This is a genomic window from Mariniphaga anaerophila (assembly GCF_900129025.1).
Classification (GTDB): Bacteria; Bacteroidota; Bacteroidia; order Bacteroidales; family Prolixibacteraceae; genus Mariniphaga; species Mariniphaga anaerophila.
Genome location: NZ_FQUM01000005.1, coordinates 148,488 through 162,204, shown reverse-complemented (window position 1 = coordinate 162,204; position 13,717 = coordinate 148,488). Strand labels below are relative to the sequence as shown.

Here is a 13,717-nt window from a genome sequence, read left to right as displayed (position 1 = left end):
GATATTTCAAACATACAAAATATATGAAACGAGGGGGGCAATTTCAGGCACAAAAGTTCATGATTAAAACGAGATTGCGTTGAAAACGAACGGCCTTCAGAAATTAAAAACAGCTGTTGGCGTTTTGTTTTGTGCTGAAATTGATGTGCGCTACTTTTCACTGGTTGTACAAAAAGCACAACCCGGAGCACTGCCCCGGGCTGTTTGTTAAATTTGCTTTTTTAAGGTAGTTAAAGAGAAACCCCCAGCAGGGAGTCTTTTGTCATGGCATTATTTCATTTTGTATAATGGTAAAACAAAGTAGGTGTAAATGATGCACCCCACACAAAAACTAAAAGCGAACTCGAGCGTGGCGAACAATACGAGGACGCCGGCCACTACCATCGCAACGGTGTGGAGTTTCAAAATAAAAAGGATTGCAATTGCCAGTGTCATAATGAATCCCAGCCGTGCTGCAAAAACTTTTGGCGCTTTGTCAATGGGCTTCTTGCTTAAGTTCATTAATTGCACCAGCCCGGCGCTGGCAATGCTCAGCGGGCTGTACCTGGAATTGGCAAACGCCCGGATGAAAAAATCGGCAAGTAAAAATAACGGAAACAGCATCGAGTTAAATACGAATCCGGCTGTTATCACTAGAATGGTGAGAAGAGCATTCAGTCTGGTAAGACGTTCGTTTACCATTTCGTTTGAAATCGGACAAATTAGCTGTTTCATCAGTAACGAAATTTAAGTTATAAACCGATTAATGTCGACAAAATAAATACAAAAAAGTATTTTGTCTTGAATAATGACGGAAAGATCTAATTTCCTTACAATTAATTAACAGGAAATGGATGTCTGTTTATGGTATCCCGAAAAAAGCATCCTGAAGAATAAACAGAACAACCTCATTGGTATGGTTTTTTCCAACATGTAATTTAAAACCATTCAACCCGAAAAATCTGCTACTTTTGCATAAATTTCAAAAATGAGAAGAGCGTTAACAATACTTTTTGTGCCGGCTTTTATTATGCCGGCTTTTGCTCAAAACGAAATTGGTCCGGAAGGGCACAAGTTGGTTTGGGTTGCGGTTGTTATCGCAGTTGCCGGATTATTGGCTTTTGCATTAATGAAGGCAAAAAGCGGAAGTCTGCATTTTGGTAAGCCGTTATTTAAGCGAAAAAAAGTGAGGGTGGAACTGTACAAAGACCGGCTCTATTATCCGGATGCACTCGAGCTTACGGTTACCAACACGGGAAATGTTGACGTTGATCTTGACGCTCCGCTGTTAATATTTAGTAGTTTATGGTATAGCCGCAAATTCAGACTGAAAGGAACCAATAACAACCGTTTTTACCCGTTGTACCTTGGCGTGGGACAGGAGCACAAACTAAACATCGACTTGAATCGTTTTTACGGTTTTGATAAAACGCTGAAGCGAGCACCGCGGGTTAAAATAAGGGTTTCTGAGGTAACCGGAAAAAGCCTGGGGCACAGAAAAGTTTTGTTACGCAAGACGTTATTTAATGTTTAAATGAGAGACTGGAAATTTAATCATATCGATTTTTCAACTTATCCTGATTACACCGGAAGCGATTTGGGTGTTTTCTGGACACCGGAAAAAACTTCGGTGAAGATTTGGGCCCCTACGGCCAAAATAGTGGAGTTCAGGTTGTATAAAGACGGTGAATCCGGAGAAGCGTTCTACAAAACGCAACTGCTGGCAAACGGCGATGGAACCTGGTCAACCGTGTTAACCGGCGATTACGAAGGTAAGTTTTATACGCTTCGTATTAACGACGGAGAATGGCTGGACGAAACTCCTGATATTTATGCCCGGTGTGTTGGCGTGAATGGTTTGCGGGGAATGGTTTTCAGTCCGGAAAAAACTAACCCCGATGGATGGGAGAACGACTCTCAACCAAAGTTGACGCATTTTACCAATGCGGTGATATACGAAACCCACGTTCGTGATTTTTCCGTTTCCGAATCTTCAGGAATTCAGAATAAAGCGAAGTTTTTGGGAATGACCGAAGAAGGAGCCCGGTCGCCGGAAGGTTTATTTACGGGGTTGTCTCATTTAAAAGAGCTGGGAATTACACATGTTCACCTGCTCCCGGTTAACGATTTTTTTACGGTTGACGAGGAAAAACCGTCCGAGAAATACAACTGGGGGTACGATCCTCTTCATTACAATTCGTTGGAAGGTTCGTACGCAACAGATCCATACAACGGGGCCGTCCGAATAAAAGAGTTTAAAAAGTTGGTGCAGGCGCTGCATTCCGCAGAAATTGGGGTGGTGCTTGATGTGGTTTACAATCATACTTATTTTGCCAAAGAATCGGTTTTTAACCAATCGGTGCCCGGATATTTTTACCGGCAAAAACCTGACGGGTCGTTTGCAAACGCTTCGGGTTGCGGAAACGAACTGGCAACCGAGCGTTTCATGGTGCGTAAATACATTGTGGATTCGCTGAAATACTGGGCCGAAGAATTTCATGTTGACGGGTTTCGGTTTGATTTAATGGGTGTTTGCGATTTGGAAACCATGCGTGCCATAAGAAATGAACTGCCCGGTTTGTTGCTCTACGGAGAAGGGTGGACTGCCGATTCCAGCCCCATGGCAGAAGAGTTCAGGGCTGTGAAAAAGAACATTTCGAAGTTGCCCGGAATAGCTGCGTTTAACGACGATTTTCGCGATGCGTTAAAGGGAGACCACGGAAGTAAAAAGAGCAAAGGTTTTGTGAGCGGCCTCGATTTGCACGAAGAAGCAGTGAAATTTGGTGTGGCGGCGGCAGTGCATCACCCGCAGATTGTTTACGATTATGTGGAGAGTTCTCACGTAGCCTGGGCGGGGCAGCCTGCGCAGTGCATTAACTATGTGGCCTGCCACGATAATTATACGTTGTGGGATAAGCTGAAACTGAGTTGCCCCAAATCTTCGGACGAGGAGATGAGGAAAATGGTTAAGCTGGCCGGAGCACTTTTGCTTACTTCTCAGGGAATTCCGTTCCTTCATTCGGGGATGGAGTTTTGCCGGACCAAGGGCGGGCATCACAACTCTTACAAATCGCCTGATTCTGTGAATCAGATCGACTGGAGCCGTAAAAAGGAATATTACGATGTTTTTGAATATTTTCAGAAATTGATTCAGTTGCGGAAACAGCACCCGGCATTCAGAATGACTGACACGAGCAGGATTCAGGAAAACCTTAGTTTTTGCACCGAATATAAAATCGGTACGGTAAGTTACTGTTTAAACGGGGATGAAGTTGGCGATTTCTGGAAAAATATTGTTGTGCTTTTTAACGGAAGCCGGAAAGAGGTTTCGCATTCTCTTCCAGACGGAAAATTCAGAATAATGGTGAACGGCGATGAATTTTTCGAAGAGAGCCAGGGCGAAGTTGTGTCCAAAGAAGTTGTTTTGACCCCTGTTTCGATGACTATTCTTGTAAAAACAGAGGGTTAAAAAACGGCAAGCAGTAAATCAATGTCTTTTGCCGGAAGGTTGAATAGCCGGCCAATTTCGGGGTTGGTTAAAATGCCGTGGTAAATGTAAACTCCTTTTCTGAAACCTCTTGAGTGCTTAATGTAATTATCGATTCCGCCGCTGTCGCCAACTGCAAGCAAAATCGGAATCAGAATATTGCTCAACGAAATGGAAGCTGTTCGGGAAACAATCGACGGCGAGTTGGGAACACAGTAGTGCACAACGCCGTGTTTTGTGTAGGTAGGGTTGGTTAAATCGGTGCACCTGGTGGTCTCAAAACATCCTCCCTGGCTGGCATTCAGGTCAATAATTACCGAGCCCTCTTTCATTTGTTTCACCAGGTTTTCAGAAACTTTAAATTTGGGCGTGGTATTAAATTGCATGGCGCCAATTACGGCATCTGCCGAAATAAGCGCTTTCCGCAGTACTTTCGGGTAAAAAACCGAAGTAAAAATTCGCTGGTTCAGTTTGTCTTCCAGCTTTGTGAGGTCGTAAATTGATGTGTCAAAAACTTTTACCAGAATGCCCAGGCTGAGTGCTGCGCGGGCAGCGTATTCTGCTGCTGTGCTTGTGCCAATTATTACCAGTTCGGCAGGAGTAATTCCGGTAACTTCTCCAAACAGAACACCTTTCCCGTTTCGGGTATTGCTGAGGTACTCGCTGGCCAGAGTAATGGAAGTTACTCCGGCTATCTGGCTCATTTGGTGAACAAAAGGAGAGAAACCTTTTTCGTTTTCAATATTTTCAAAGGCAACGGAAGTTACCCTTTTTTTTATCAGTTTTTGAATGGATTCGCTGCAATGTGCCTGAATCTGCATGTTCGACAGGATTGTCTGGTTTCCGCGAAGCTGGTCAATTTCGTCGCAGTCGAACGGAGCCACTCTTAAGATTATGTCGCACTGAAAGGTTTCTTCTTTTTTTTCTACAATCTGTGCGCCGGCTTCCCGGTATTCTTTATCGGAATAACTGGCCATTTTACCGGCACCTTTTTCAATCAGAATTTCGTGTCCGTACGATGTGAGCAAATCCACTGCCTGTGGTGTGAGCGGAACCCGGTATTCCACTTTCGAAATGTCAGACGGAATGCCGATTTTTATTTTCTGCCCCTTGCTTTTTATTTCAAGCATTTCTTCCTGGGGCATCAGCATGGTTTTCGAAACCGGAATGTTCTCTTTTGTTCCTTCACGGGTAGTCATGAGCAATTGGATTTAAGCGATAAAATGGTTTAGCAAGTTACGTTGTATCGCGAAATTTTCAAAATTTTGCCGAAATAAGGCGGTCGCCGTTTTCCTGAACATCAATTTTTACTTCCACATATTTCTGCGGAAGGAGTGCCTCTACTTTTTCGGGCCATTCAATCAGGCAGTAGTTGTTGCTGTAAAAGTAATCTTCGTAGCCCATGTCAAATGCTTCTTCGATGTCTTTTATGCGGTAAAAATCGAAGTGAAAAAGGGAACTGCCGTTTTGTGTTTCGTATTCGTTAATCAGCGCAAATGTTGGGCTGGTTACGTTATCCGAAGTTCCCAGTGCCTTGCAAATGGCCTGGATGAAAGTTGTTTTTCCGGCTCCCATTTTCCCGTAAAATGCAAACACGCGCTGGTCGGGAAACTGTGCGATGAGTTTTTTGGCTGCGTTGCCAAGGTCTTTTATTGAGGTAACTTTTTCTGAATACATATTTTATTTGTTTTGCCGGTATTTGACTTTTTTCTGAAAAATTAGTTTTCAGACTGCAATATTACAAAATGAAACTTTTGGTTGGGAGGCGTGGTTTATAAAAATGAGACATAAATCAGGGTTTTGAAAGAGGATAACAATTTTCATTTCAGTAAAAAGTGTTAATTTTGACCAAAACTTAAAATGTTGAAACAATGAAAGTACCAGCAGAATTGAAATACACCGAAGACCACGAGTGGGTTCGTATTGAAGGCGAAACAGTTGTGGTTGGCATTACAGATTTTGCCCAGGGAGAATTGGGCGATGTGGTGTTTGTTGAAATTGAAACCGAAGGCGAAGAATTGGATAAAGGTGAAACTTTCGGAACAGTTGAAGCTGTAAAAACAGTGTCTGATCTTTTTATGCCGGTTGGTGGCGAAGTTGTGGAAGTAAATGAAGCACTTGCCGATGAACCGGAGTTGGTAAACAAAGATCCTTACGGAAAAGGGTGGATGATTAAACTGAAAATGAATGATTCATCACAACTCGAAAGTCTTCTTTCTGCAGAGGATTATGAAAAAATGATTGAGGCCTAACAGTAAGGTTTTATATATTTTTCTATTCTTTTTTTGAATAGAATAAAAAAGCCAGGTTTGAAATTCAAGCCTGGCTTTTTGTATTTAACGCTGGTGTCTATTATGGAAATAAATTATCATCCGCATTTTGATGATCCGCATGAAAGGCAGGTGAGACAGCCTTCCTGGTAAACTACTTCGTCTGATCCACACTCTCCGCACAAGGCATCTTCTGCCAGTGTTCCGTCGGGAATGTATTTTTTCAACGCTCTGGCAACTCCGGCTTTCCATGAGTTAATGGTTTCGTTGTCGAGTTGCAGGCTGGTTACCAGTTCCACTACTTTGTGGATTGGCATTCCGTGGCGCAGCGTACCTGAAATAAGTTTTGCATAATTCCAGAACACCGGGTTAAATTTATACGAAAGCCCTTCGATTGTGGTTTTGTAACCTCTTTTGTTGGAGTACTGAAAATCGTAACGCGAGTTTCCGTCGCTGTCGTAACTTTTAATAATGTATCCGTTGGTTATGGAACGTGGCAGCAAAATGCCATCTTCATCGTCCAGCAAACCGGTGAAAATTTCGTACGGTTTGTTGTCCATCAAGCCGATAAAGGCAATCCATTTTTCTTTGTTGTTCTGAAACCTGACCACGTCTGCATTTAGTTTTTCAGGACGTTTGGTCGGGAATCCTGTTTTCTTCTTTTCTGTGCCACCATTATTTGAAATCAACACGCCCGAGCGCGATCCGTCGCGGTAAACAGTTACGCCTTTGCATCCGCTTTTCCATGCTTCAAAATAAAGTTGTCCTACTAATTCTTCCGAAACATTCGACGGCAGGTTGATGGTAACGCTGATGGAGTGATCTACCCATTTTTGAATTCTTCCCTGCATGCGTACTTTCGACAGCCAGTCCACATCGTTGGAAGTTGATTTGTAGTAGGGCGATTTTTTAACCAGCTCGTCCAGTTCTTCCTGTGAATACTCACGGTTGATATCGTATCCGTTAATTTCCATCCATGTTTTAAACTTGTGGTGAAAAACGGTGTATTCTTCCCAGTGGTCGCCTACTTCGTCAACAAAGTCAACCCGAACATCTTTGTCGTTTGGATTTACTTTTCTGCGGCGTTTGTAAACAGGCATGAAAACCGGTTCAATTCCCGAAGTGGTTTGAGTCATCAGACTGGTGGTGCCGGTTGGTGCAATGGTGAGCAAAGCGATGTTCCGACGACCGTACTTGGTCATGTCTTCGTAAATGCTCGGGTCTGCTTCTTTTATTCTGTTGATGAACGGGTTGTTTTTCTCTCGTTCAGCATTGAAAATGGTAAACGATCCGCGGTCTTTTGCTAAGTATACAGATGAACGATAAGATTCTACTGCTACTGTTTTGTGAATTTCTTCAGAAAAATCAGTCGCAATATCGCTGCCGTATCCAAGGCCAAGAGCAGCAAGCATGTCGCCTTCGGCAGTGATACCGATTCCTGTACGACGACCTTCTTTTGCTTTTTTCCTGATGTTTTCCCACAACCTTTTTTCAACTGCTTTTATTTCTTCGCCTTCGGGGTCAGCATTTACTTTTGCCAGAATAGCGTCAATTTTTTCCAGCTCCAGGTCGATGATGTCGTCCATAATTCGCTGGGCATAATGAACATGCTCTTTAAAAAGTGTGAAGTTGAAATTAGCCTTTGTTGTAAAAGGATTTTCAACGTAGGAGTAGAGGTTGATGGCCAGCAGACGGCAACTGTCGTATGGGCAAAGCGGAATTTCGCCACACGGGTTGGTGGATACGGTGCGGTAGCCCAAATCGGCATAACAGTCAGGCACTGATTCTTTTATGATGGTGTCCCAGAAAAGAATGCCGGGTTCGGCAGATTGCCAGGCATTTTTCACAATCTTTCCCCACAGTCTTCCTGCGTCAATTTCTTTTTTATAAACTGGTTTTTCAGCGTTAATCGGGTAGGCTTGTTCGTATGTTTTGCCAGCTTCTACCGCTTTCATGAAGTCATCTTCAATTTTTACAGAAACGTTGGCGCCGGTAACTTTTCCTTGTTCGAGTTTGGCATCGATGAAGCTTTCTGAGTCGGGGTGTTTTATGGAAACCGAAAGCATGAGTGCACCACGTCGTCCGTCCTGCGCTACTTCGCGGGTGGAGTTAGAGTAACGTTCCATAAACGGAACAATGCCGGTAGACGTAAGAGCCGAATTTTTTACCGGCGATCCTTTGGGCCTGATGTGAGACAAGTCGTGTCCCACGCCGCCCCGGCGTTTCATTAATTGCACCTGCTCTTGGTCAATTTTCATAATTCCGCCGTAAGAGTCGGAATTGCCATCGTTACCTACCACAAAACAGTTGGAAAGCGATGCTACCTGGTAGTCATTTCCGATTCCCGTCATGGGGCCGCCCTGGGGTACGATGTATTTAAAGTCTTTCAATACTTTGAAAACTTCATCTTCGGTTAGCGGGTTCGGGTATCGTTTTTCAATCCTTGCAATTTCTTTTGCAAGTCTGCGGTGCATATCGTCGGGTGTGCGTTCGAAAATATTTCCGAAAGAGTCTTTGAGGGCGTATTTATTTACCCAGACCCTGGCTGCTAAATCGTCTCCCTTGAAATATTCCAAGGAGGCACTTATCGCTTCTTCCTGCGAATAGATTTTTTTACCGGTTGTAGTTTTTAAAGATACTTCATCAAATGCCATAATGTCCAGTTTCTATTTATTTCTTTTAATGTTTTTTTTATTTTTTTTTGGTGGAAGATATCATCTTCGAAATTGCGTAATGCAAGATAAGACAGAAACAAAATACTTGGGATACTTTTTATATCAAATTATTTAAAAGTTATCAACTTGCTGTTGTTATAGTATTGTGTGTTAGTGTATTGGCCTGTTACTTTGGTGAAAAAGTTCACCAAAACCGAAAACTTCACTTGGTTATGAAGTATATTTTTTTATCGAATTTTCGGTTGGGAAAAACTAATTTTTTAGGGATTGATTTAGTAACAAAATATGTGCAAAACAGTTCTAGTTGTTAAAAACTTTTTTTATGATAAAGTTTGTCGCTCCCACGTTTTCTTCTACGTAATTTTTGCAAACAGTTGATGCTTCTGTCATCTCGGCGGGGGTCTCCAAAAATGTGCCGAGAACCGATTTTAATTGCTCAAAATTTTTGATGGGATATGCTCCGCCGCGTTCTTTTAATTCTACCGCTTCTTTAAATTTTTTGTAATTGGGGCCAAACATTACAGGAAGCCCGAATGTAGCGGCTTCTAAAATATTGTGGATTCCAACGCCAAACCCGCCTCCGATATATGCGAGGTTTCCGTAGCGGTAAAGCGATGATAATAATCCAACCGAATCAATTATTAACACCTGGTAATTGTTTATCTCTTTTTCTTCAGCTTTACTTAACCTAATGTGCGAGGTTTTCAACAATTGCTCCAATCTGTTCATATTTGTTTCTGTTACCTCGTGGGGGGCAATTACTACTCTCAGTTGGGGGTGTTTGTTAATAAACGCTGCAAGCAGCTCTTCGTCGGGCTTCCAGGTGCTTCCGGCAATCAGCAGTAAATTGTTGCCCTTAAACTTTTCAACAATCGGAATTTCTTTTGCTCCGCGGGCAATGGCCGCAACCCTGTCGAAACGGGTGTCGCCGGTAACTGTAGAATTATTCAGCCCGATGGATTGAAGCAGCTTTTTTGATTCTTCGTTTTGAACGAAAAAGTGCTCCACTTTTTTTAACAATTGCCGGTACCACCTGCCCCACATGCTGTTTTTGAAAAACTGCTGGTCCTTTCTGAAAATGGCAGAAACAATGTACAGCGGAATGTTTTTCTTTTTCAGTTCATCAATATAAAAGTGCCAGTATTCGTATTTTATAAAAAACACTTTTTCGGGTTGCACCAGCCTGATGAGTTTGCGTGCATTATTGCGGGTGTCAACCGGAAGGTACATTATTATATCTGCCAGCTCGTAGTTTTTTCTGATTTCGTATCCCGAAGGAGAGAAAAAGGTGAGCAGAATCCGGTACTCCGGAAATTGTTTCCTTATCTCTTCAATCAATGGCCGGCCTTGCTCAAATTCGCCCAGCGATGCGCAGTGCACCCAAACGTAGCGGGCGTTGGTTTCAATTTTTGATGCGAGGTTTTTTGTCCAGCTTTTTCTGCCTGTTACAAACTGTTTGGCTTTTGTATTAAACAGCGCCGCAATTTTTGCAGAAACCGAGTAGAAAAAGATGCCTGTTTTATAGAGAAATTTCATTTTCTTTTACGTGTTATTCTATGAAAATTACAAAAAGAAGTGTTGCTTTTTCATGTATTCGTAAATGGTGGTATTCATTAATAAAAGCAGAAAAAAGCAGAAGAAATTTTCGATTGGGATGGTGAAAATTCTAACGCCCAGATTGTATGTGTCGTTGTATTCAACTATCGGAAGTGCGGTTAGCGTGCTGTAAATTATAGCGAAAGGAATCAACAAAATGAGCCAGGTTAGATAAAATTTGGTGTAATGTTGTTTGAATTTGTTGCGGAAAATGGTGTATCCAAAATAGATTGCGAGCAGGAAAAATGTGAAAAAAGTATACACTTTGGGGCGGAAAAAGTATGCAGCCAGGGCGAATGCAGCCAGTAAAACAAGGCTGATGGCCAGGAACAGGTTGGGTTTTTCAAATTTCGCAAATCTGACAGTCAGCACTTCGTAAACGAGAATGCTGAAGTAGGGAACAACCAGGTAGAATAACCACTCTTCGAGGGGTAAATTTAAAATGTAAATCCCAAGCAAATAGTCGGGGTTAAAACTCCAGATTCCCAGTTTTTCAAAACGGATGTCCCACAAAATAAAAATAGCGCCGGAAAAAAGGATAGCAGGGACAAGATGCCGCAGTTTGGTGTAAAAACGTACTTTTTTTTCGAAGCTGAAAGCCAGCGATATAACCAGCAATCCCAGCATCAGTAACAGGTATGTGTAGTTTTTGAATTCCATATCCGGCAATTTCGGGCAAAGGTAAAGGAAAATACGTTAAAGGATGGATTTTGGGAAGTGTGTTTTCTGTCAAAATACGATTTGTGTTTTTCGGCAAATTAAAAAGTGCCGGAAGTTTTTTGCCTCCGGCACTTTTCTGTTTTATTTTGAAGAGTATCTGTTGATGATACTTCCGGGTTTCCCTGTTATTTTACTTCCGAACCGTTTTTAACTTTTTGATCCGGCGTAACAATTGATAATGTTCCGTCGGCATTTTCTGCGCACAAGATCATGCCTTGCGACTCAATGCCTTTTAATTTTTTGGGCTCCAGGTTTACCAGAATGGAAACCTGTTTGCCAATCAGATCTTCCGGCTGGTAATATTCTGCAATGCCTGAAACTACTGTTCGTTTGTCAATTCCTGTATCAATTTTAAGTTTCAGCAGTTTTTTTGTTTTGGCAACTTTTTCTGCTTCAACTACAGTTCCTACACGAATATCCATTTTTCCGAAATCGTCGAACTCGATGCTCTCTTTTGCCGGATTGGCTTTGGCTTCCGATAGTTCGTTGGCTTTTTTAGTGTCCAGAAGTTTCTGTAGCTGTGCTTCAATTACGCTGTCGTCAATTTTTTCGAACAGCAACTCCGGAGTGCTTACCTGGTGGCCGGCAAGAAGCAAGTCTGTGTTGCCCAGTTTTTCCCAGTCCAGTTTTTCCATGTTGAGGAAGCCACGCAGTTTTTCCATGCTAAACGGAAGGAATGGCTCCAGGCAAATGGTCAGATTGGCTGTAATTTGCAGGCACACATTCAGAATCGTTTCCACACGTTTCGGGTCGGTTTTGAAAACTTTCCAGGGTTCTTCGTCTGCCAGGTACTTATTTCCGAGGCGTGCCAGATCCATTGCATTTTTCAACGCTTCGCGAAACCTGAAGCTGTCCAGGCTTTTTTCGGTTTCTGCTTTAATTGTTTTAATAGATGCCAGCGTTTCTTTGTCGTAGTCGGTAAGCGTTCCTCTTTCCGGAACTTTGCCGCCAAAATATTTGTTGGTAAGCACCAGCGCCCGGTTTACAAAATTACCGAGGATGGCAACCAGCTCGTTGTTATTTCGTGCCTGAAAATCTTTCCAGGTAAAATCGTTGTCTTTGGTTTCCGGAGCATTGGCGGTAAGTACGTATTTCAGTACATCTTCCTTTCCGGGAAAATCTTCCAGGTATTCGTGCAACCACACAGCCCAGTTTCGTGATGTGGATATTTTATCATTTTCAAGGTTCAGAAACTCGTTGGCCGGCACGTTGTCTGGCAGGTTGTATGTGCCTTCGGCTTTCAACATGCTTGGGAAAATAATACAGTGGAAAACAATGTTGTCTTTCCCAATGAAATGCAGCAGACGGGTTTCCGGGTCTTTCCAGTATTTTTCCCAGTCTGGCGTAAGTTCGCGGGTGGCCGAAATGTACCCGATGGGAGCATCAAACCACACATAAAGCACTTTCCCTTCTGCTCCTTCTACCGGTACAGGCACTCCCCAGTTGAGGTCGCGGGTAACGGCTCGCGGCTGTAATCCGCTGTCTATCCATGATTTGCATTGTCCGTAAACATTGGGTTTCCATTCTTTATGTTCTTCCAGAATCCACTCGCGCAGCCACGGTTCGTACTGGTCGAGAGGAAGGTACCAGTGTTTGGTTTCTTTCAGTACCGGCTGGTTTCCGCTAATCATTGATGTGGGGTTAATCAGTTCGGTAGGGCTGAGTGATGTTCCGCAGCTTTCGCACTGGTCGCCATACGCTTTTTCGAAACCGCATTTCGGGCAGGTGCCGATGATGTAACGGTCTGCCAAAAACTGTTGGTTTTCTTCGTCGTAATATTGTTCCGAAGTTTTTTCAATAAACTGTCCGCGTTCGTACATTTTTTTGAAAAATTCAGAAGCCGTTTTATGGTGAATCTCAGAACTGGTGCGTGAATACACATCGAATGAGATGCCAAATGTTTTGAATGATTCTTTTATTATTTTATGAAACTTGTCAACTACATCTTGCGGTGTAATTCCTTCGTTTTTAGCTTTTAATGTAATGGGGACACCGTGTTCGTCAGAGCCGCCAATGAGAAGCACATCTTCGTTTTTCAGACGCAGGTAGCGTGCGTATATATCGGCAGGAACGTAAACCCCTGCCAGGTGCCCGATGTGGATTGGGCCGTTGGCGTAAGGCAACGCAGTAGTTATTAAAGTCCGTTTAAATTTACCCATATCGAATTTCTTTTTCTTGAAAAATGGTTCTTTTTGATTGAGGGCACAAAGATAGTGGAATTGAGGGAAAACACTGAACCTCAATGTTACCAATTTTACTCTTTTCTGTGTTGCAACGGGACGGTACTGGCCGGGAACTTCATTTCATTTACCTTTGTGGAAAAGAGAGAATACAATGAATAGTTTTTCCCATATAATATTTGATTTGGACGGAACGCTTACCGATAATACAAGAGGCATTGCAAGTTCTGTAAAATATGCACTGGATAAAATGCAGGTAGATGGTTTTGACGGGACACTGCCCGCCGGTTTTGTGGGGCCGCCTCTGCAACAGGGCTTCAAAGAACAGTTCGGATTAAATGAACGCAACACAAAGTTGGCCGTTGAGTATTTTAGAGAATACTACTCGGTTCACGGGTTGCTTGAGAACGATCCTTATCCCGGTGTTTCCGAAATGCTGGAAGAACTTTATTTTTCGGGGAAGCAGCTTTTTATTGCCACCGCTAAACTGGAGAAATTTGCGTTGCAGATTTGCGAACATTTTGGGTTTGATAAATATATAACTCAGCTAAAAGGTGCCGACTATAAGGGCGAAAATGCAACAAAAAGTACGATTATTTCTCATTTACTTCAGTCGCGGCAAGTGTCTTCCTCTAAGGAAATTGTGATGGTGGGAGATACTGTTTTTGACATTGACGGCGGGAAAGAAAACGGCCTTTCCACCGTTGCTGTAACCTACGGCTTTGGCAAGCGGGAGGATCTGGAAAAAGCAAACCCTGATTTTTGGGCAGAAAGTATTGAAGATCTTTTTACTATATTAAATGCCTAATT

At 42.8% G+C, this 13,717-nt stretch carries 12 protein-coding genes; 5 read left to right on the top strand and 7 right to left on the bottom strand.

Annotated features, from left to right (window positions below):
- Window positions 1-79 precede the first annotated feature (79 nt).
- Window positions 80-211: a hypothetical protein gene (locus BUB08_RS20695; protein WP_262493951.1), complete on the top strand. Its 132-nt coding sequence runs from the start codon at window positions 80-82 to the stop codon at window positions 209-211.
- A gap of 59 nt (window positions 212-270) precedes the next feature.
- Here the strand turns inward: BUB08_RS20695 and BUB08_RS11720 are convergent, their stop codons facing one another.
- A complete protein-coding gene (locus BUB08_RS11720; RefSeq protein ID WP_083570732.1) occupies window positions 271-714 on the bottom strand; it encodes a DUF4395 domain-containing protein in 444 nt (147 codons plus the stop codon).
- A gap of 253 nt (window positions 715-967) precedes the next feature.
- Here BUB08_RS11720 and BUB08_RS11715 point away from each other — a divergent pair, with 253 nt between their 5' ends.
- Both BUB08_RS11715 and pulA read left to right on the top strand, forming a co-directional pair.
- Window positions 968-1,513, top strand: a complete 546-nt coding sequence (locus tag BUB08_RS11715; protein ID WP_073001982.1) for a hypothetical protein — start codon at window positions 968-970, stop codon at window positions 1,511-1,513.
- Window positions 1,514-3,448, top strand: coding sequence for a type I pullulanase (pulA, locus tag BUB08_RS11710; protein WP_073001980.1), 1,935 nt, complete (start codon window positions 1,514-1,516; stop codon window positions 3,446-3,448).
- Here the strand turns inward: pulA and BUB08_RS11705 are convergent.
- A complete protein-coding gene (locus tag BUB08_RS11705; RefSeq protein WP_073001978.1) occupies window positions 3,445-4,665 on the bottom strand; it encodes an alanine dehydrogenase in 1,221 nt (406 codons plus the stop codon). The genes pulA and BUB08_RS11705 overlap by 4 nt on opposite strands.
- Before the next feature lie 58 nt (window positions 4,666-4,723).
- Entirely contained in the window at window positions 4,724-5,143 is a 420-nt protein-coding gene (tsaE, locus tag BUB08_RS11700; RefSeq protein WP_073001976.1) for a tRNA (adenosine(37)-N6)-threonylcarbamoyltransferase complex ATPase subunit type 1 TsaE, read from the bottom strand.
- Window positions 5,144-5,337: 194 nt separating this feature from the next.
- Between tsaE and gcvH the strand changes: the two genes are divergently transcribed.
- The gene (gene gcvH, locus BUB08_RS11695) at window positions 5,338-5,718 is read left to right on the top strand and encodes a glycine cleavage system protein GcvH (protein WP_073001974.1); all 381 of its coding nucleotides are present in this window, start codon (window positions 5,338-5,340) and stop codon (window positions 5,716-5,718) included.
- A 116-nt stretch (window positions 5,719-5,834) separates the two neighbouring features.
- Here gcvH and BUB08_RS11690 read toward each other — a convergent pair whose 3' ends face one another.
- The 4 genes from BUB08_RS11690 to metG all read right to left on the bottom strand — a co-directional run bounded on the left by BUB08_RS11690 (window position 5,835) and on the right by metG (window position 12,970).
- The gene (locus BUB08_RS11690; RefSeq protein ID WP_073001972.1) at window positions 5,835-8,390 is read right to left on the bottom strand and encodes an adenosylcobalamin-dependent ribonucleoside-diphosphate reductase; all 2,556 of its coding nucleotides are present in this window, start codon (window positions 8,388-8,390) and stop codon (window positions 5,835-5,837) included.
- Window positions 8,391-8,711: 321 nt separating this feature from the next.
- Window positions 8,712-9,947: a 3-deoxy-D-manno-octulosonic acid transferase gene (locus tag BUB08_RS11685; RefSeq protein WP_073001970.1), complete on the bottom strand. Its 1,236-nt coding sequence runs from the start codon at window positions 9,945-9,947 to the stop codon at window positions 8,712-8,714.
- Window positions 9,948-9,974: 27 nt separating this feature from the next.
- Window positions 9,975-10,667 (bottom strand): lycopene cyclase domain-containing protein, encoded by a 693-nt coding sequence (locus tag BUB08_RS11680; protein ID WP_073001968.1) that lies wholly within the window; start codon window positions 10,665-10,667, stop codon window positions 9,975-9,977.
- A gap of 185 nt (window positions 10,668-10,852) precedes the next feature.
- Window positions 10,853-12,970 (bottom strand): methionine--tRNA ligase, encoded by a 2,118-nt coding sequence (gene metG, locus BUB08_RS11675; RefSeq protein ID WP_262493950.1) that lies wholly within the window; start codon window positions 12,968-12,970, stop codon window positions 10,853-10,855.
- Between the two features lie 91 nt (window positions 12,971-13,061).
- On the opposite strand from metG, the gene BUB08_RS11670 reads away from it, so the two are divergent.
- Window positions 13,062-13,715, top strand: a complete 654-nt coding sequence (locus tag BUB08_RS11670) for an HAD hydrolase-like protein (RefSeq protein WP_073001964.1) — start codon at window positions 13,062-13,064, stop codon at window positions 13,713-13,715.
- The last annotated feature ends 2 nt before the right edge of the window (window positions 13,716-13,717 follow it).

Coding starts and splice junctions, on each gene's coding strand:
- BUB08_RS11715 (WP_073001982.1), top strand. CDS start 968: ATGAGAAGAGCGTTAACAATACTTTTTGTGCCGGCTTTTATTATGCCG.
- BUB08_RS11705 (WP_073001978.1), bottom strand. CDS start 4,665: ATGACTACCCGTGAAGGAACAAAAGAGAACATTCCGGTTTCGAAAACC.
- BUB08_RS11680 (WP_073001968.1), bottom strand. CDS start 10,667: ATGGAATTCAAAAACTACACATACCTGTTACTGATGCTGGGATTGCTG.
- tsaE (WP_073001976.1), bottom strand. CDS start 5,143: ATGTATTCAGAAAAAGTTACCTCAATAAAAGACCTTGGCAACGCAGCC.
- BUB08_RS11670 (WP_073001964.1), top strand. CDS start 13,062: ATGAATAGTTTTTCCCATATAATATTTGATTTGGACGGAACGCTTACC.
- BUB08_RS11720 (WP_083570732.1), bottom strand. CDS start 714: ATGAAACAGCTAATTTGTCCGATTTCAAACGAAATGGTAAACGAACGT.
- gcvH (WP_073001974.1), top strand. CDS start 5,338: ATGAAAGTACCAGCAGAATTGAAATACACCGAAGACCACGAGTGGGTT.
- BUB08_RS11690 (WP_073001972.1), bottom strand. CDS start 8,390: ATGGCATTTGATGAAGTATCTTTAAAAACTACAACCGGTAAAAAAATC.
- pulA (WP_073001980.1), top strand. CDS start 1,514: ATGAGAGACTGGAAATTTAATCATATCGATTTTTCAACTTATCCTGAT.
- BUB08_RS11685 (WP_073001970.1), bottom strand. CDS start 9,947: ATGAAATTTCTCTATAAAACAGGCATCTTTTTCTACTCGGTTTCTGCA.